Origin of the sequence: Serratia silvae, assembly GCF_023282985.1 — a bacterium.
In the GTDB taxonomy this organism is placed as follows: domain Bacteria; phylum Pseudomonadota; class Gammaproteobacteria; order Enterobacterales; family Enterobacteriaceae; genus Chania; species Chania silvae.
In genome coordinates this window covers 117,765-135,956 of sequence record NZ_JAGQDC010000013.1, presented here as the reverse complement: position 1 = coordinate 135,956, position 18,192 = coordinate 117,765, and the positions used below count along the sequence as shown (strand labels likewise).

General features: G+C 53.1%; 12 protein-coding genes and 1 pseudogene. 4 read left to right on the top strand and 9 right to left on the bottom strand.

Annotation, left to right across the window (positions count from 1 at the left end; all coding sequences use genetic code 11):
- Positions 1-110 precede the first annotated feature (110 nt).
- Positions 111-3,074 carry a CHC2 zinc finger domain-containing protein gene (locus KAJ71_RS16140; protein WP_248946663.1) on the bottom strand — a complete coding sequence of 988 codons (2,964 nt, stop codon included), beginning with the start codon at positions 3,072-3,074 and terminating at the stop codon, positions 111-113.
- 100 nt (positions 3,075-3,174) lie between these two features.
- Between KAJ71_RS16140 and KAJ71_RS16135 the strand changes: the two genes are divergently transcribed.
- The 3 genes from KAJ71_RS16135 to KAJ71_RS16125 all read left to right on the top strand — a co-directional run bounded on the left by KAJ71_RS16135 (position 3,175) and on the right by KAJ71_RS16125 (position 4,221).
- Positions 3,175-3,576, top strand: coding sequence for a helix-turn-helix domain-containing protein (locus KAJ71_RS16135; RefSeq protein WP_248946662.1), 402 nt, complete (start codon positions 3,175-3,177; stop codon positions 3,574-3,576).
- A 70-nt stretch (positions 3,577-3,646) separates the two neighbouring features.
- Positions 3,647-3,871: a SymE family type I addiction module toxin gene (locus KAJ71_RS16130; protein WP_248946661.1), complete on the top strand. Its 225-nt coding sequence runs from the start codon at positions 3,647-3,649 to the stop codon at positions 3,869-3,871.
- The gene (locus tag KAJ71_RS16125) at positions 3,868-4,221 is read left to right on the top strand and encodes a SymE family type I addiction module toxin (protein WP_248946660.1); all 354 of its coding nucleotides are present in this window, start codon (positions 3,868-3,870) and stop codon (positions 4,219-4,221) included. Before KAJ71_RS16130 ends, KAJ71_RS16125 begins: the two co-directional genes overlap by 4 nt.
- A 46-nt stretch (positions 4,222-4,267) precedes the next feature.
- Here the strand turns inward: KAJ71_RS16125 and comJ are convergent, their stop codons facing one another.
- Both comJ and KAJ71_RS23665 read right to left on the bottom strand, forming a co-directional pair.
- A complete protein-coding gene (gene comJ / locus KAJ71_RS16120) occupies positions 4,268-4,750 on the bottom strand; it encodes a competence protein ComJ (protein ID WP_248946659.1) in 483 nt (160 codons plus the stop codon).
- Positions 4,740-5,222 (bottom strand): annotated as a pseudogene (locus tag KAJ71_RS23665) (RHS repeat-associated core domain-containing protein); the annotation flags it as partial. The gene comJ and the pseudogene KAJ71_RS23665, both read right to left, overlap by 11 nt.
- Positions 5,223-5,353: 131 nt before the next feature.
- On the opposite strand from KAJ71_RS23665, the gene KAJ71_RS16105 reads away from it, so the two are divergent.
- Positions 5,354-5,518: a SymE family type I addiction module toxin gene (locus KAJ71_RS16105; protein ID WP_311295022.1), complete on the top strand. Its 165-nt coding sequence runs from the start codon at positions 5,354-5,356 to the stop codon at positions 5,516-5,518.
- Between the two features lie 51 nt (positions 5,519-5,569).
- Here the strand turns inward: KAJ71_RS16105 and KAJ71_RS16100 are convergent, their stop codons facing one another.
- From KAJ71_RS16100 to tssM, 6 genes are all read right to left on the bottom strand, one after another.
- A complete protein-coding gene (locus tag KAJ71_RS16100) occupies positions 5,570-5,869 on the bottom strand; it encodes a hypothetical protein (protein ID WP_248946658.1) in 300 nt (99 codons plus the stop codon).
- Positions 5,870-5,872: 3 nt separating this feature from the next.
- The gene (locus tag KAJ71_RS16095) at positions 5,873-10,510 is read right to left on the bottom strand and encodes an RHS repeat-associated core domain-containing protein (protein WP_283106797.1); all 4,638 of its coding nucleotides are present in this window, start codon (positions 10,508-10,510) and stop codon (positions 5,873-5,875) included.
- Positions 10,511-10,558: 48 nt separating this feature from the next.
- On the bottom strand, positions 10,559-10,978 hold the full coding sequence (locus KAJ71_RS16090) for a DcrB-related protein (protein ID WP_248946657.1): 420 nt from the start codon (positions 10,976-10,978) through the stop codon (positions 10,559-10,561).
- A gap of 2 nt (positions 10,979-10,980) precedes the next feature.
- On the bottom strand, positions 10,981-12,876 hold the full coding sequence (locus KAJ71_RS16085; RefSeq protein ID WP_375540741.1) for a type VI secretion system Vgr family protein: 1,896 nt from the start codon (positions 12,874-12,876) through the stop codon (positions 10,981-10,983).
- A 328-nt stretch (positions 12,877-13,204) separates the two neighbouring features.
- Complete coding sequence (locus KAJ71_RS16080) at positions 13,205-14,593, bottom strand: VasL domain-containing protein (protein WP_248946655.1); 1,389 nt, start codon at positions 14,591-14,593, stop codon at positions 13,205-13,207.
- A 60-nt stretch (positions 14,594-14,653) separates the two neighbouring features.
- The gene (gene tssM / locus KAJ71_RS16075; protein ID WP_248946654.1) at positions 14,654-18,187 is read right to left on the bottom strand and encodes a type VI secretion system membrane subunit TssM; all 3,534 of its coding nucleotides are present in this window, start codon (positions 18,185-18,187) and stop codon (positions 14,654-14,656) included.
- Positions 18,188-18,192 lie beyond the last annotated feature (5 nt).

The following is an 18,192-nucleotide window of genomic DNA, read 5'->3' as shown; positions in this document are numbered from 1 at the left end:
TTTTTCCACCCCAGACCTAGCCCGGACCTGGGGCAGACTTGACCTCGACTTACTCGCTACAGACCCAGACTTGCGGATATCGTAGTCCAGAGCTTCGTAGCAATGAGCGATCAGATGTCAGCCCCTGACGGGCTATCGCGGATGCGGTTGGCGTTATGATTACGATGCGTATTCTTTTCTTTCATCGGAACCGTGTTTTTGGCCTTGCCGCGACTTGCCACCGGCAACCCCTTGCCCGGCTTGGCCTGAGCGGTTTTCACCTTCCCAGACTTGGCCTCGACCTGGGCCAGACTTGACCCCGACTTACCATTCACTGACCCAGACTTGCGTGCGTCATATTCCTCTTTTTTAGCCGCTTCCGGCACATCGATCAGTCCACACAGGTGCGCATCGTCTGGCGTCTGCCCGTCCCACAGCAGTTCATACTGCAACAGGTGGCCCCGGCTACCGCCGTGGATCAACAGGTACTCCATGTCACTGAGCCGCTGACAGTGCAGTTTGAGCTGGCTGTCACTCCAGTTTGTGGCGTTGCGGATATCCCGCCGCGTGAACCGCACCTCGCCCGGTTGCTTGTTCTGCGCCAGCGCCAGCTGCGCCACCATGCCCTGTATCAGCAGCAACAGCTTGCGCGTCTGCGGCGGCATCTCGTCCAGGGTGCGCCCCAGGATCTCATGCGCCAACCGATTCGCCAGCGCGATGTCCTCCCGCGTCACCTCGAGGTATTCGATCACCTGGCCCCGGTGTTCGACCCGCTTCACCTCCCGCTGGTACTGGTGCAGCAGCGCTATCGATTGGATCAGGGTGAGGTATTTCATATGGTCGCGCCGGGTGCGCGTTTTATCGCTCATGAACGTGAGTTGCGAGGCGAACGGATTGACCACGTTCAGCGGCCTTAACAGCCGTTGAGCATTCTGGTGTAACGCGGTGAGGTAGCCTTTTTCGCTCTCGGCCAACAGGCCTTCCAGCGTCTGGGCGTAGCGCTGCCGGGCATGGATCGCCTCGGTCTGTTCGCGGGACTCGTTCACCGTCAGCACCAGACAGCGGTTTAACAACTCCTCGTCGACATCGATCGCCGTGGTGGTCAACATCAGCATCACCGGCCCTTTCACGGTATATTGTTTGGTGACCAGGTTCCCCGTCGCCTCTTCCTTGCCGGTACTGGCGATGGTCAGTTCACCCTCCGACTGCAACAGCTTGAGCGCATACGCCGCCTGCCGTACGCCTTCCTCTTCCGCTATCGCCAGGATCTTGTGCTGGAGATTGGTTTCACCCAGGTAATACAGGCTTTGTCCGGTCATGGCCGAGTATTGCAGCCGTTCCTCCGGTGGGATCAGGTTCAGCACCGCGTCCATCAGCGACGACTTGCCCGCCGCACTGGACGACTGGATCAACACCGCCAGGGGCCGATCCAGTTTACGACTCACCGCAGCCAGGTAACCCGCCACCAGATTGCTCGACTCGCCCACCACCCCGCAGGCCGCCAGATCGGCGGTGATACGCCCGATCAGATCCGGATCTTGCAGCAACGCCAGCGCATCCGCCCTTTGGGCCTCATCCAGCTCCGGCCCAGCGCTCTCCGGCTCCGGTTCGCTCTGCCGCTCCAGCACCAACAGCACCCGCCCCAGCGAACGCTTGAGGTCGCCCTCGGCCAACCCCAGTTCAGCCGCAGCCATCCGGGCATAGCCCGCCCGGCTGCGGGCGCTCATCATGTCCACGCTGTCCGCGAACATCACGCCGCTGGCCGTGTCGATCACCTGCGCATTGATTTTCATCACCGCCGATCCGGCCTTCACCTGCGCCAGCCCACGGATGCGCCATTGCTGCCCCGGCAAGCCGATCTCCAGTTCACCACTGGGCGAGGTTTCCACCACCACGCCCGGTTCGGCAGGGGCAGCAGCTAAAGAAGAGGCGGTTTCCGACTCCGGCACGGTCTGGTGCTGATGTGTTGCCAACTTTGCCACCTCAACGGCCTGCACAGGCTCCCCCATCGGCTCCGCCGACTCGATCAGCAACCGGAACGCCATGTCCGGCTCGGCCACCTGGCACAGGTAACCATTGGCATCCATGCCCGCCGGGAACACGACCCGGAACGTCTCAACCCCCAGCCCGGCAAGCCGGGCCGCCAGTTTCACCGCCGCTTCATTACCCGCCGCGTCGTTATCGAAGGCGATCAACACCTGTTTGGTGCCGTACTGTTGCAGCGCTTGCACATGGGCCGTTGTGAAGCCGTTCACCCCGTAAGCCGCCGTGACATTGCGGTGACCGGCCACCCAGAAGCTCATGGCGTCGATCAGCGATTCGCACAGGATAACCACTTGGCTTGCCTGCAACGCCGCTTCGTTCCACACCCCGCCATGCGCCCCCGGCAGATACAGATGTAACGGCGTTCCACTGCGTAGCCCAGACGTGATTTTACGCCCGTACATCTCACGGATCTGCCCGTTCAGATCGATCACCGGCACCACCAACGATCCGGTAAAGTGCTCGTGACCGGTTTCACGCATGATCCCCGCCGCCTTGAGTCGGGCGCGGATCTTCGCCCCGGCCTGCACCTGCTTGATCGGCAGACGGTAGGCCAACGTGCGGTTGGCGAAGCCCAGCCGGAACTGCGCGACTAACTCAGCATGGTTGAGGCGACGTTTCTCCAGATAGGCCACCGCCTCCGGGGCATTCAGCAAGGTGTGATGGTAAAACTCCACGACCCGGTTAAGCAGCGCCTGGCGGCCCGCCTCGTCCTCTTCCAGGATCTCCGGCTCGTCCTGGGCGACCAGGGGGGCCACAACCGGGTTTTCGCCCAGCTCACCGCGCAGCCGCTCCACCGCCTTGCGCAGACTCAGCCGCTCGGTGTACATCACCCAGTCCAGCACCGAGCCGCCCGCATCGCAGCCGAAGCAGTGGTAAAGATTCTTGCCCGGCGACAGCACACAGGACGGGGTTTTCTCGTCGTGGAACGGGCACAGCACCGTAAAGTTCTTGCCCTTCTTGAACACCTGCCGACCTTGTGCCCGTACCACGGCAACCAGGGAGACAGCGGCTTTCAGGTGTTGCAGTTCTGCTTCGGGGATACGGGCCATCACGTCGCTCCTTTAAAACCTTGTCAATGGACATTTATGTGATATATAATAATCACATTATTAGCACATTACAACAGGCAGTTAAAAAAGGGGGCATACAATGACAGCTATTGATTTCCTGATGACAGGTCTTGATATGTCCGTATTTTCCGAACGCCTGAAGGCCCTGAGAGAAGCCAGAGGACTGACCCAGACACGCCTGGCCGAGATGATTGACGTCCAGCCCAGAGCCTATAACCGCTGGGAGCGTGGGCACATCTCACCACAGCTGGATACGCTGCTTAAGCTGGCCGACGTCTTGCAGGTTTCGCTTGATGAGCTGGTTGGTCGGGTAGATGCCAGCAAGGATGTGAAGATCCGCAACGCCGAGTTACACGAACTCTGGCATCAGGCCGATGCCTTGCCGGATGAAGAGCAGAGAGCGCTGATTATGGTCATTGACAGTTTTGTGACTAAAGTCAACGTAGAGAAGGCCGTTAAGAAGAGTGTGAGACAACGTTAAAATAGCGCGGCGGCAATGGGTTGCACCCCACTACCGCCGCTCACCACAAGCAACTATTAAGGAGTTGATTATGGCTAAGCACGATTCTAAGTCAGGCACCACCGTAAATAAAGCACCCAAGACAACACGCCGCTACACCGTGGGCTATTCGCCCAACCGAGGTATCAAGAAGCCCGCGCCACAACTGCTTATCAAGGGCTATTGGCTGGAAGAACTGGGGTTTTTAACCGGCCAGCCGGTCACGGTAAATATTGAACAGGGAAGATTGATTATTCAGGCGGAGGGCAATGTATGAACGGAAGCACTATTATACAGACAACCACGGGCGGGTTTATTCCTGAGCTGATTATTGATGGTGAGGATATTACCAAAGCGGGGTTTGTGGCGGGTGCGGTATTTAAGATAGAACCGTATCGGGATGGACTGGTAATAACACTAGTTTCTGATGAGAGAGAGATTAAGCGATTATTATTAGAGGTGGATGCTCATCCTCATATTGGCATGGACTGGATACGGGATAACGGTGAACTGTATCTGGCAGGGGACTGGCTGACGCAGTGCGGCCTTACCGGGCAACCGCTGGCGATCAGCGTGATGCCCGGTAAGGTGGTTATTAAGGTACAACAAGATAATATATTGGCGTAGCGAAAATAAAAAACCGGAAAGACCTTCTTAGATCTTTCCGGTTTTTTTAAACCATCCCTATTAAAAGAGCTTTATTTTTTTGCCCCCCCCAAGAATCATCTAATAAATACATCGGTTTTATTGGCTCTTTAGAAGGGACAAAGGTTAGTTTATAAAATATTTCATCACCTTCACACACTTCATAATATAGAGAGTACAAGTTATTCTCAAAGTTTAGTTCTACTTTAAACTTCTCTGACGCCGAAGCCACCTCTACATCATTCTTATTTTCAATATAAAAAGGAACTACTATACAACGCTGAGAGTTTTCATCCAACTCAAATTCGTTGGTTAAAATAAGATGAACATTTGCACCAAAAGCATCGTCTGGCAAAGGATCAAAAATCACATAATCCTTATGAATAATAGCGCCTTGTTCTAAATTTACTTTTCCCCACTGACATAACCCCTCATTAAATGACCTAGAACGAATTTGAATCTGGCTATGAGATATAAGCAGATCGACTACTTGTCTATATTTAGAATCCATTGACAACCTCTATTTTTATTCTAGTACCATCAGGCAAGTCTGATAATATATTACCTATACTTGAACCAGCCCCTCTATTGTCGCTAGGGTTAATATATCTTATACTTGCTCCATCTCCACCTTCCTTAAACATAGCCATTGGCCATTCATCCCGGTCTGATCCAGTTTTAGTCTTAACGCCTTTCAGACTTAGCTTGCGATTAGATTTTGCTGACGCTCGTTGGATTGTAACCATATTAGGATGTCCATTCCCTATTGCATCATCTATGTGCCCGAAGGTTTGTGGATATTCCGAGCGTTTTAATCTCAAGAGATAATCATGATCAGGTGCATTAACTTTTGTTAAACTACACCCTGCCAACCCCAGCGGATCTATCCATCCCAACGGATTTTTGACGTAGGCATACAGGTTCATCCCCCCCGCCAGCCCTATCGGGTCCTGTTGCGTAAACTGGCCTACCTCTGGGTCGTACTACCTATTTGGGTTGTAATGGGTCAAGGATTTTGCATAGTAGTTCATATGCTACCGCTCTTCCGTGATAATTTTATCTGCACAAAATTATTTGAAATCAATTAGTAATGAAAATACAGGCTGATTGAAGCATCATAGCATCCCATATCGGCGCGGACTGGGTACGGGATAACAGCGAGCTGTATCTGGTAGGAGACTGGCTGACGTACTACGGCCTGACCGGGCAACCGCTGGCGATCAGCATGAGGCCCGGCAAGGTGGTGATTCAGGTGCAACCGGATAATATATTAATGTAACAAAAGAAGAAGAGAAGAAAATCCATGAAGGTTACTCCTCTCTTTCCTCCACTAATCCCCAGTTACTCTAATTGTTCTAACCTCATTACTGCGAAGAATATCAAGTATTTTTTTTAGCTCATCTTTATTAGAGTCAATTCTATTACTTATATCCACAAGGTCATTAACAAATAGAATTGCATCCTTGTTTTTCAATAAAACATCCGATTTATAATAATCATTTATTTTTTTTAATTGTTTACAACTACTCCACCTTGTAGATGAATTAAAGATAGAAGAATGTAGTAGTTCACTCATGATGAAATGATTTTTCTCATCATCTACAAAGACAACATGGAAATCCAATCCCATAACTTACCTCGTTAACATAATAACATCTGTTGACTTTACATCTCTAAATACCCCTTGAGGGAAGGATGTAACCAAATCACCATTAGACTCAACAACAACCCTAACTTTATTTAAAGATTCACCACTAGGTGTTACGCCTATTGTTTTATTGTTATATACTTTTTCATAAATGAACCGGTCGCCATCTTTAATTACTCTATCTGGGTTTCTGAAAACATCTCGTACGGTACTTTTCCATTCGCCATTACTAAGAGTCCACTTACTTTTATGTTCCCAACCTTCTTTGTTACCAACATGTCTATCTTTTACATGCTGAACGCCGTCTTTAGTTAAATCTATTGTCACTGGAGGACAATTTGGAACCAACCCAAGTGGATCGATCCACATCACCGGGTTATGCACATACCCATACGGATTCAGTCCCCCCGCCAGCCCTATCGGGTCCGAACTGATATACTGTGCAGTCTGTGGATCATAATACCTAAATCGATTGTAGTGTAAACCCGATTCGCTATCTTCATATTGTCCAGGGAAACGCCACTGACAGCTTGGACGGTCATCATCATTGGCCGCTAAAGCCCAAAGATGGCATCGGCCCCATGTCTTGTTTCGGGCCAACCACACTGCTTTACCTTGTTCGTTGAACAACTCTCTGGCGGTTCCCAGATGGTCACTCACTACATAGTGCAGTTTTTCCTGTTCATAGCGAGCAAAAGGACTCACTGCGCCAGGTTGATATAACCATTGAATTCCGCCTTCAGTCGCTGGGGTTCCATCGGCATACAGAGGAATTTCCTCGACCATTTGTTCCCCGCGCCAGAAATAGTCGTAGCCCACTATCCGTTTATCTTCTGGCTGGGTAACGTCTCCCACTTCAACTTCTTGCGGTGCCAACGGTGCCCGTAATGCATTAGCTCCGGAGATAACCTCAAACTTGCGAATGCGCCGACCAAAAGCGTCATAAGCATATCGCCACTGCCTCCGCTCTGGGGTCAACAGTTCGATCAATTGTCCCTGACCATTCCAGCGATATTTCCAGATTAACGGCCTAAAACCATCCCGGTGTTCATTTTTCTCGATCAATTGTCCTTGAGCATTATAACGGTAACGGCAACGACCAGAATCAACAACACGACCTCCTTCCTGGAACTGAACAAGAGTATTCTCCCTACTCCGGATTGCGTCTGATGCAGGAGAAAAAGACTGCTGAAGGTTCAGGTTTAAGTTTTCATCATACTCAAAACGTGCACTCTCTTGGTAGATGCCTAACAAATCAGCCTGGACGATCTGATCGTTCGCATTATAGTGGTAACGCATTTCTCCCCACTGGCTGTCACTTATCCCAGTAATATTGAAAGCCTTGTCATACTCATAGTGGCGGTTGACTGCGCTACCGACTAGCGCCTCTTGCGAGTTATATAGCCCGGGCTGGCTCTTAAACAATGCCGAGTTCCGCCCTGCTGCCTGGCTAAACAACAAACCATTCTTGGTGTAGTTTTGCGCGAACACAAATCCACATGCGCTATGACGCGCTTTTTCACGACCAAGGGGGTCATACTCAAAACTTAGAGGTTCATGTCGATTTAACTGCACCTTTTCTAACCGACCAGTCTCTGCGTCATAGCTCAGGTTAAGGTTGGTACTACCCAGGTTCTGATTAATAACCTGTCCGGTATCCGCATCACGTTGATACGTGATTTCACGCCCGTTGATCCGCTCACCGACCAACTCTCCGTGTTCGTTATAATCAAACACCACTGTGGCAGAATTATTAACTGCCGAGACTAATTGACCTTTTTGGTCATAAGTAAAATTAATACACTCCTCTAACGTCGAAACGTTTTCTTCCACCAGCCAGTGTTGCTGTTGAATCAGTTGGTCACTGAGCGAATAGCGATAAGTCGCAATCTGTTGGCCACTCTGCTTTCTCGACAATCGTCCCACAGCATCATAAACATAGTGCTGACAACGCCCGGTAAAATCTTGCTCTTCTATGACCCGCCCCTTGGCATCACGTATCAGACGATAGGATTCACCACTGGCATTCGTCAAACCCGTCAGTCGGGTCAAACGGTCATAATGATATGATATCGTCTTTCCATCTGACCGCTGTTGAGCTAACAGCAGGTCAAAAGCACCGTATTGATACGTAGTTTCTTTACCTTCACCATCTGTCTGCTTCTGGATCCGTCGCTCACTGTCATAACGGATCTGCTGCCTGGTGTTGTCGGGGTAAACCACTTCAGTGAAACTTTGGCCGGGTCTGGCATGTTCTATACTATGCAAATAAACAGTCTGTTGACCAAAGGCATCCTCAACACTCAATAAACGACCAAGCACATCGAAATGACAACGTTTTGCAATATTACCTGGTTCAACAATTTCTGAGAGTTGTCCATACGGGCCATATCTATAACGCCATTCTCGACCCGTAGAGTGTTTTTCCATGACTACATTGCCGTGGCTATCATAACGATATTCGATTGCCAGACCTGCTGGATATAATACCTTGCGAAGTAACCCGGCATCATCATATTGATAATGCCATTCTTGATCGTCTTTTTTAGAAACCTCGGTTATCTGACCATTAGCGTTATACTTATAATGGATTGACGAATCATCGTGTAGTGTAACCTCTAATAGATCACCCAGCGCATTATATTGATAAGATGTCACCCGACCTAATTCATCCGTCGTACGCGTGAGTCGAGTCAGATCCCATTCAGATGAGGTTACCTCACCTAATGGATCGACAACCTTCGTCACCAAGGCCATTTCATTATAATAATAGTGTGTTTTACCGCCTTCGGCATCAATATAGATATTATGATTATTCAGGTCATCATAAATAAACTGATCGCCATAATAACCTTGCGTTGTGCTAGTCGACGTTACACGACCCTTATCATCATAGGCGATGTAGGCCTGAGTGAGATCGGTATCTCTCCAGTGCTCCATGAAGCCTTTATCATTATAATCATGATAAAGCCTGCCAAATTGGAAGCTATGGCAGTCAACAAGGTGCCCTTGAGAATTGTACTTGCAAGTCAGTAACACTTGTCTAAACTCATGGGTCACTAACGTGACTGAGGCTATTTTCTTCTCTTCCGTTTCAACTTGCAGACTATAACCCGCGCTATGTTCAATAGCATGCAAGGCATTCTCATGGTAGGAGAAATGTATCCAGTTGCCTTTCCCATCTTCAATTCTGTTTAAAAGTCGTTTATTTCCCTCACAATACTCAAAAATAAACTTCCGTTGGGTTTGACGGTCAAAAAGTACCAACTCGCCGAGTCTGTCACCAGAGAGTATATAGTTAGGCTGCCGTAAATTAACCGCATAGACATCATTCTCAGGCGTATGATATGTGAGGACAACCCCTTCCTCATCAAGATAATCAATGCTTTCAGAGTGTATATCCAGATGCTGTGACCAACTACTTGCCCATTTGGTCCCCAATGAACCATTAATGATAAAACCTTCTGTTGAGCGGTACGTGCGGTTCAACTTTAGAGGCATTATCCCTGGGAGTTCAATAACGGGCCATTGCTGTAAGAAATCCCCGGTAACGATATCTACAGGTTCTCCTACACTGCTCAACTGTTTAAAACTATTTCTTATCCCACCAACCGATGACTTTAACCCCATGACAACAAAGACTGTGTTAACAACTGCCGAGGTCACTCTCAGAAATATATTTCTGCTGTCTTTTATTTCCGCGACATCCTCCCCTGTTTGTTGCGTTTCCACAATATTCCCGCTGCCCGAGTTTATATTCCCATCGCAACTGGTTTTGTGCCCTAACCGTGCAATAGGCTTCCCATTGGCAAAAACCGTTTTAGCGCCTTGTGCAATTACTGGTGGCGGACTCCACGTATGATCAGAGCATTGGATAATATCGCCAGCTCGGGCTACCCCTTTACCATTGAACATAACATTGGGAGATCCCTGCATAATCTCCCCTTTCTTATCACCGTATTGGCCCAGAGCATTACCCACCCCCGCAATAATACCGCCAACTGCTGCTGCAGCCCCGACGGTTGCTAAAGAACCCAAAAATGCAGACCCCATGACAACAAGCCCTACACCTCCAGTCAAGATGCCTATTGCAGCAACCACTGCAACACCGGCGATAACTCCAGCAATGGCCCCAATAACCCCCCAACTCGACCTTTGATGAGCTATGTCATCGCCAACCCTGGCAGGAGCCTCACCTTCAGTAGCAACTCGCTTGATACCGGCCATGTCGGCAATACCATGTACTGCCCACTCACCTACCTTAAATCCACCGATTCCCGCAGCAATCCCCACAGCGAGGGGAGCCAGCGCTGTACCAACCCCCTGCGCAATCCCTACAGCTGCCGCTCCTGTGGATAAAGTACATGCTCCACCAACAGCACTTGCCGCTGCTGCATACCCTGTGACCGCCCCCTGCACCACGGCCAATGAGGCAAAAGTCCCCATCACACCGTAGTTGTATTCGGGGCTTTCAACAAAATCTAACACCGATTCTGTTGTTCTTTCCCACGGTGCAATTTGTGTATTGGTTGCGGTAGCTGGCGTATTTGACTCAGAAAGCGATGCACTGCTCCCTTGAGTAGCACTGACCGCTCCTATCGTCGCACCTATAATAGCCGTCATGATAAGTTTTCCCTTTCTTTAAAATCACGTCTAAATAACACCACGATGCTATTTACCTCTTAATACCAATGTTTTTAACATCGAGAGGATTAACACTTTTTGACTCTCCGACAAGACTGTTGGCATAGTTGCAGTAAGAATGAGTACATTCTTCTCAGCATTAACAAAAAACATTAATTGGTGAATACTCCCCTGGGTAGAATCCCAGGTAAATTCACTGCTAACCGATTCATAGTTCTCTAAAGGATCAAACACCCTTTCAACTTCATTGAACTTCTTAAGCTGAGTACCCAACAGTTTTATTTCCCTTTCGGCAAACTCTTTGAATGCCATTCCCCAAGGGGGCGTATCCCGGGAAATAGTAAAACTCAATCCGCCAGCATCATCTTTAGAAGTACTGAGCACATTAATAGTGACATCTTTCCACTCATTAGGTAAATCAATCGTCCCTTCATTAAAATGATACATTTTTATTTATCCTTATTTAAATGGACAACGGGTCCTTCTACAGACACTCCGCCACTATTAATTATTATTTTACTGCCTTCACCAAAGCTTAAGGTTATTGACTCTGTCGTCATAACAATTTTACTTTCGCCGACTTGTAAATCGAGCTGATCTGATGCTTTTAACAACTGAGTTCCCTTGCTGCCGCCGTCGGCATTTGCCTCAAACTCAATCGTATTAGCTTTGGTGATCCGCTTAAGCTTTATTGTTTCTTTCAGGTTGCCTTGTTGCACATGTGTAACTTCATCCCCGGTAACGACCGTGACCTTTCGGTTTCCCATTTCCACCGTTAGATCTTGGTTATCTTTAACCGTCGTACTCATATCCTTCTGGGCATGCATAAACAGCCCCTCGCCCCCCTTGGCATCCTCGAACCGCAACTCGTTGAAGCCCTCGCCCTTATGGGTCTTGGAGCGGAACGCCATCTGGGTCTTGCTGGCAGGCAGCGATCCCGGCGGGATATTGTTGGCGTGATAGGTACGCCCAGTGACGATCGGTTGGTCCGGATCCCCATGCAGGAAATCCACCACCACTTCCTGGCCGATACGTGGGATGGCCAACATCCCCCAGCCCTGCCCGGCCCACGGCTGGGTCACGCGGATCCAACAGGAACTGTTGTCGTTGCTTTTACCGTAGCGGTCCCACAGGAATTGCAGGCGGATACGACCGAACTCATCACAGTAGATTTCTTCCCCGGCTGGACCCACCACCATGGCGATCTGCGGGCCGTCCATCGCTGGTTTGGGCATCGGCGTCGGTCGCCAGGTTTGGGTGTGCGGCAGGAAGACGAACTGGTTGCTCAGCGTGGTGCCTTGCCCACCCGACTCCTGCTCCAGCGCCTGGGGCTGGTTGCCGCTGTGCTGAATGCTCAACAGTTGCCACGGCCGGTTCAAATCGCCACGCGGGTGGCTAGTCAGCGTGAACAGCAGCCCCGGCTGCAGGGTAAAGTCGTTACTCTGCCCATTCCCCAGGTTGGCATCGTTGCGCAGGGCCTCTAGGCGGTAATGGGTAAAGGCCTTGCCGTGCTGTTCGTCTTTGAAGCGCCCGGGGAAGTCGAAGTGTTCGTAGTCTGGCCGCTGGTTTTGCAGTTCGCTGGCCTGCTCATTAAAGGCCGCTGACCACTGCGGGTTTTTAAAGGTGTAATCCTTCAGTTCCACCACGGCGGTGCGCACCTGCGCGCTGCGGGTGAAGGTGGTGACGCACAGCTCCAGCGCCTGAGCGGCCACGCCCGGGTTATACGGCAGCACCGCGCCCAGCGGCAGGGTGCCTACGTCATCGGTATACACCACGATATTCTTGCCTTCGGGGTATTCGAAGTAGTAGAACATCCCCTCTTCGGCGGCCAGCCGCTGGATAAAGTCAAAATCCGATTCCTGATACTGCACGCAGAACTCACGGGCCGGGTGCGGGTTGCGCAGGCCAAAGGCAAAATCGGTGATACCGTTCTCTTTCAGCAGGGTGGTGATGATGTTTTCGATGCTCTGCTGCTGGAAAATACGCGCGTTACGCCGCAGCGTGGTGCGCCACAGGGCCGGGCGGATCACCATGCTGTAACGGGTCTGGTGCAGGCCGGTATCGCCCTGTTCAAAGCTCGCCACCATGCCGGTGATGCTGCGTTGCACCACGCCTTCGCGTTTGATCACCAGCGTCGCATCTTCATCCAGCACCGCAGCAAAATCGATGGACGGATCGGCACTGGCCAGGCCCACGTTCAGTATGAACGGTGAGGAGAGCGTCTCGGTCAGGCTGAAATCCACCACCACAAAGGTCTGCGGAGGCAGGTTCGCCGTGGAGAGCGTAAACTGCAACCCACTCGTTTCAGCGCCGCCCAGCAGGGCACTGGCTGCCGAGGACGCCATCGCCGTGGCGCTGCCGCCGCTGGCAAAGTTCATCGGCTTCACGCCTGCGGATGAGGCGATGCCCGCAGCGCTACCGCCGCTGACCATGTTCTTCGGATTGATGCCTACGGATGAGGCTATCGACCCTGCCTTTTTGGCAATATCCGCCGCCTGCGATACTACCTTGCCCGCCTTGCCGCCTACAGCGCCAGCCGCGCTCCCCACCATATCCACTACCTGATCGCCGCTTATTGACGGCGTCTCCGTGGCCACAATGTTCTTCGGCTGCACACCCCCCTTGGGGGCGTTTTTCTTATCATCAGCAAACATATCTTTTCCTTCCTGGAGATTAACGGGCAGGTGCTGCCTGCTGCGTTAGTTGGTGATAACGACTGAGCAATGCATTCCAGCGCTCGTCTATCTGCTTGAGCAGCACCGGTGAAGCCGGTTGTTGTTGTTCCACCGACACCGCCAGTTGCCGTAGCAACTCTTCCAGCGGCGTTTCACGATTCAGTTCACTTTGCATCTGATAAACCTGCGTTTTCAGATAGGAAAGCGTCAGGCTGCCGCGTGTTTGTTCCTGTTCAAGCAACTTGTCCGACAATGCCTGCAAACGCTGCTGCACCTGGAAATAGCTGCTGTCTGCCCGCTCGCTGCCGAGCCGCGCCTGTAGCAGTTGTTGCCAACGCTGGCTTTGGCCAATCTGCTCCGGATCGGTCGGCCACAGCTGGCTGGCCAGCGCCACCGAGGCATCGGCGGTGCGCAACCCGGCCAGTGGAGAAAGGTTTTCCAGCTGGCTCAGTTGCTGGCCGTAGCCGTCCAGGGTGGGTTGGGCCAGCCAGAGCTGCACCGAACCGTCCGGGGTAGCGGCCAGCCCCGCCAATCGCTCCTGCATCGGTTTGACCTGCATCAGGTAAGCCGCCCCGGCCACCACCAGGCTGCACAGCACGCCGCCGCCAAAACCCCAGGCCGCCGCAGCGCGTTTGGCCGCCTTGGGGACTGCCGGGGGTGGCGGTGCAAAACGCACTTCCACCTTGGGCAGCGGTTGTTCTTTTGGCTGCGGCGCAGGTTCTTCGTAAGCCGGAGGGGCTTCATGCGCCGCCGGTTTTTCCCCGGAGAACAGGGTGCGGATTGGCTCCGCATCGGGCACCGAGAGATACACCATCGGCGGCATCTTCAGCGGTTGCGCTGGCGGCTGCTTGGCGGCCTCATGGGCGGCTTGCAGCCGTTTGGCGGTGTTCTGCATCAGGTACAGCAGGTTTTCAATGCGCGGTACGCGCTTGAGCTCCACCTGCTGTAGCTTGTCGCACAGCAGTTGCAGCGCCCGCTCGGCGCGGTACACCAGGCGCAGGTCATCAATCACAAACTCATGCTGGCGCAGTTGGCTACCGACGCGGGCGTTGAACCACTCCAATATTTCCGAGCGGGCCTGCGGCTGCTCTGGCCACAGCCGATCCCATTGGCTGACCACCATGCCAGCCAACAGCTCGCAGCTTTCGGTAAACCCGGCCAGGCCGTGCTTTTGGGTACGCGCCAGGGCGTAATACACCGTGGTTTGCAGATCGACCCCGTTGGTGCGGAACAACGTCAACGCCAGCGACTCAATCAGGCGCCAGTTGACCTCTGGCCTTGCCGGGTGGTTGATCTTGTTGATCTCTTCACGAATGGCGCTGAATTCCGGCCAATGACGCGGATCGCCACCGGTTTGAATAATGATATTTTCTGAGGCTTCGCTCATGCGGACTCATCCTTAAAGCGCCTCTCTGCCCGTAACGACAGAGAGGCGGGATAACAACGATTAATACAGCGTGTCTGGCAAGCTGAACCTGCTGAACAGACCGCCCGCGAACGGGTTGTCGGACTCATCCACATGAATGCGGTAGGTCATCTCGCCGCCGTCCACCTTGAAGCGGACATCGAACGAGTTGGTGCCGACGTTGGTCAACTCACCGGCGTTGATCAACCGCAGCTGTGCCCAAGGGCCACTGAAGGTGATGCTGCGCGGGGATCTGCCGTTTTCATCGGGTACCAGCGTTACCTTGCTTTCTACCCCGGCCCGCATGGAGTTAGGCCAAACCAGATGCACCATGTTGCTGCGGCCATGGGCGTAGTCCAGCAGTTGCCCATCCAGATTCAGCACGCTGCGGCGTTTGTTGCCGCTCAGCACCACCGGCTCGATGGCGAACTGGGTACCCAGGCCGTTTTGTGCCGAGAAGAAGGTTTCGCGGATCTTCTGCGCCTGCGCCAGCTGTTGCAGCACATCCGGGCGGATCAGCAGTTGCCCGTCGTTGCCGCTGCTCAGGTTGTTGTCCACGAACGGCTTCAGGTTCTGCTGGTAGAAGGTATTCAGGGTACCTTTCGGGCCGAAGAAGCGTTCAAACTCGCTCAACGGCACGTCCTGCTGCGATTTAGGATCGAACGGATAACGGCCTGCCAGGTAGGTCTGATACTGTTTCACCACCGTCTCGTTCCACTCGACTTCCAACGATTGGATGGCTTCCATCATCACTACGCGCCAGGCTTGTTCGGCCAAATCCCCTACCCAGCGGTTCAGCGGTTCCGGCAGGTTTTTCGCCAACTGCTGAACTTCGAAGATCGGGTCGCTGCTGTTTTGATCCAAACGCAGCTGTACCGCCTTCATGGCCGCTTTACCCGGTGCCGGTGAGTTTTGGATCGCCAGCAGGTAACGGTGCAGTTCGGTCAGTTTTTGGTAGACGCTTTGCAGCACGCTGCCTTTGTCACCGTTCTCCACCAGCGCGCCGGTTTCTGGCGCAAACTCGCGATTGATGCGGCCCAGCAGCCGGTAATCGGATTTTTGCAACAGTTCCTGGCGCTCTTTACCCTGCAACGCGTCAGGCACCGCAGGCAGCCGGGTGTTATCACTCAGCGTTTGTAAGGCACGGCGGAAAGGCTGCTCGCCGCTGATCACCTGCTCAATGGCGCTGATCGCCTGCGGCAGATCTTCAAACTCACCGACCGACAGGTTATTCATCACCGCACGCCAGGTGGCGGTATAGTCACCGATGTACTGCTCGGTCACCTGCCGCTGGATCTCTTTGCGATCCGCCTCGCTATATTCGACGTTCTTGCTGAGATTCAGCACCCAACTATCCATCACCGTCAGATCCACCAGTTGGTCATTCTGCTTGGTAAAGTAGTTCTGCAAACCGTTGCGCGTCAGGAACTGCGGCACCACCAACAGGCGATCATTGTTGGAGACAAAGATGTCGTCAAAGCTGGCACCGATCTGATCGCGCAGGTTCAGGGCCGGAGGCAGCGCATCCTGTGCCTTGATGCGCAGGTTCTGGTACACCCGCTGATAAATCGACAGTTTGCTCAACTCACGCTGTGCCAGCTGGATCGGCTGGCGATAGGGGATAAAGCGCTTGATGGCAACCTGATCGCCACTTTCCCGCGCGGCATGCCAATCGGTGTGCTTGAGCGCATAGTCCAGATGGCCCATCAACTGCTGTTGCAGTTCGCGCTGGCCGTTAAACTGCTGGCTCCAGCGGTCGCCCATAAATTGTTCCACCAGCGCCACGTTACGGCCACTGCCGTCTTCCAGCATGCGCATTACACGCAGGATCTCAAGTTTCTCTTCGCTGCCCGGCGGTGCGGCATTCAACTGCTCCAACAGGCCACTCATCAACGCCGGAACAAAGCGCTGCTGCAACAGTTGCAGATAGGTGCTTTCCACATAAGGGCCGATGTTGTTGCCTTGATACAGCCCCATGTCTGCCAACAGGCTGTTTCGTTCATGGTAGTTGCCGTAAGCCAGCGTGGCGTCACGGATCGGGTTCAGCAACGGCAGTTGCAGGTTGCCATAGCGATCGTCACCCTTCGGCGTCGGGATAGAGAGGAAGGTTTTGGCCTGGGTAAGTACCTCTTGCCCGGCCCGGTAATTACTCTGATAGTAGTAATGCCAACAACCCCACAGCGTCAACGCCACCGCGGCTCCCACGCAGGAGAACACCATCAGGCGTTTTCTGGCGTTACGCAGCCACAGGCCGTTTTCGCCCGCCAGATTCGGTTCCGCCAGCAACACCTGATTAAACAGCTCTTTGGTGAAGTACGGGGTCGTCTCGGCGACCGGCCAGGTTGGGAAGGCCTGCGGCGAAAGGTGGTACTGCACGGCGGCAGACTGGGTAAACACGTCGTCCATCTGTCCGCGCTGTTGGGCAGAAGTCAGGTAGATGCCGCGTAACAGCGGCTGTTGATGATCGCCGCTGTAGAGGATCCCCTCCAGCAGTTGCACCACATACTCTTGCAGACCCTGCATCTGGCGGGTAAAGCTGAACAGCTGGCTACGTTGCCCGGCATCAACGCCGTTGAGCATCATGTCTGGCATCGCGCCGTTCAACTGAGCAACCCATTGCTGCCAGAACTGCTGCAACTCTTTGCGCCACACCTCCGGCTCGGCGGCGTTCAGGCTGAATGTCACCCCCAGCACCGCTTCGCGTTGCGCCTTATCCAGCGTCTGGTACATCGCTTCGAACCCATACATCAGGTCCAGTTTGGTAAACACCACGTACAGCGGCAATTGGCTGTGCAGCGCCTGGCGCACATCCTGCAAACGCTGATGGAGGCTGGCAACCATGTTTTCGCGCTGAGCCTTGTTCGCCGTCAGCAACTGATGCAGATCGACGGTGAGGATCAGACCGTTCAGCGGCTGGCGTTTACGGTGTTCAACCAGCCAGTTCAGCAGGCTTTGCCATAGGCGGCTATTGAGCGCCGCTTTGCCCACCACGGACAGCGTTGGCTGTTCGATCAGCTCACCCGCAGGATCGATCAGCACGGCCTGCTCACCCAGCCAGCAGCGCACGCGCAGCTCACCGGCGTCTTCCACGCTGGTCAGTTCCGGGCTGGCGATTTCGGTCAGCTTATAGCCTTCTTTGATCAGGGTGCTTTTGCCGCTGTTGCGGGTGCCAATCACCATGTACCAAGGCAGGCGATAGAGATAGGCCGGGGTATTCAGACGCCGTTGCAGCTGCTGCTTCCAGACGCCCAGATACTGGTTCTGCTGTTCGATATCGGCCAGGATCGGATCGTCAACCTGCGTTTTGGCTTGTAGCTGCAATTTTTCCAGCTGCTGCAAACGCCGCACCATTTTGAGCGTCAGCCAGCAAACCGCCAGCAGCACCACCAACGCGGTGACCAACCAGCGGCTCAGCAAAGGCTCGAACGGCTGGTAATCCTTCAGCTTCCATTCCGGTCCGTAAATCCAGACCCAAATTAGGCCGATACAGGCCAACAGCGCCAACACCACCGGCACCGAGGCTTTGATGCGCGGAATGGCTGGCCGGGCAAAATGAATAAAAGAGGGCAATTTCATGCGTT

What these genes read in the sequence shown, in the direction of transcription:
- KAJ71_RS16140 (WP_248946663.1), bottom strand. Translation starts at nt 3,074, where the DNA reads ATGGCCCGTATCCCCGAAGCAGAACTGCAACACCTGAAAGCCGCTGTC.
- KAJ71_RS16135 (WP_248946662.1), top strand. Translation starts at nt 3,175, where the DNA reads ATGACAGCTATTGATTTCCTGATGACAGGTCTTGATATGTCCGTATTT.
- KAJ71_RS16130 (WP_248946661.1), top strand. Translation starts at nt 3,647, where the DNA reads ATGGCTAAGCACGATTCTAAGTCAGGCACCACCGTAAATAAAGCACCC.
- KAJ71_RS16125 (WP_248946660.1), top strand. Translation starts at nt 3,868, where the DNA reads ATGAACGGAAGCACTATTATACAGACAACCACGGGCGGGTTTATTCCT.
- comJ (WP_248946659.1), bottom strand. Translation starts at nt 4,750, where the DNA reads ATGGATTCTAAATATAGACAAGTAGTCGATCTGCTTATATCTCATAGC.
- KAJ71_RS16100 (WP_248946658.1), bottom strand. Translation starts at nt 5,869, where the DNA reads ATGGGATTGGATTTCCATGTTGTCTTTGTAGATGATGAGAAAAATCAT.
- KAJ71_RS16095 (WP_283106797.1), bottom strand. Translation starts at nt 10,510, where the DNA reads ATGACGGCTATTATAGGTGCGACGATAGGAGCGGTCAGTGCTACTCAA.
- KAJ71_RS16090 (WP_248946657.1), bottom strand. Translation starts at nt 10,978, where the DNA reads ATGTATCATTTTAATGAAGGGACGATTGATTTACCTAATGAGTGGAAA.
- KAJ71_RS16085 (WP_375540741.1), bottom strand. Translation starts at nt 12,876, where the DNA reads ATGGCGTCCTCGGCAGCCAGTGCCCTGCTGGGCGGCGCTGAAACGAGT.
- KAJ71_RS16080 (WP_248946655.1), bottom strand. Translation starts at nt 14,593, where the DNA reads ATGAGCGAAGCCTCAGAAAATATCATTATTCAAACCGGTGGCGATCCG.
- tssM (WP_248946654.1), bottom strand. Translation starts at nt 18,187, where the DNA reads ATGAAATTGCCCTCTTTTATTCATTTTGCCCGGCCAGCCATTCCGCGC.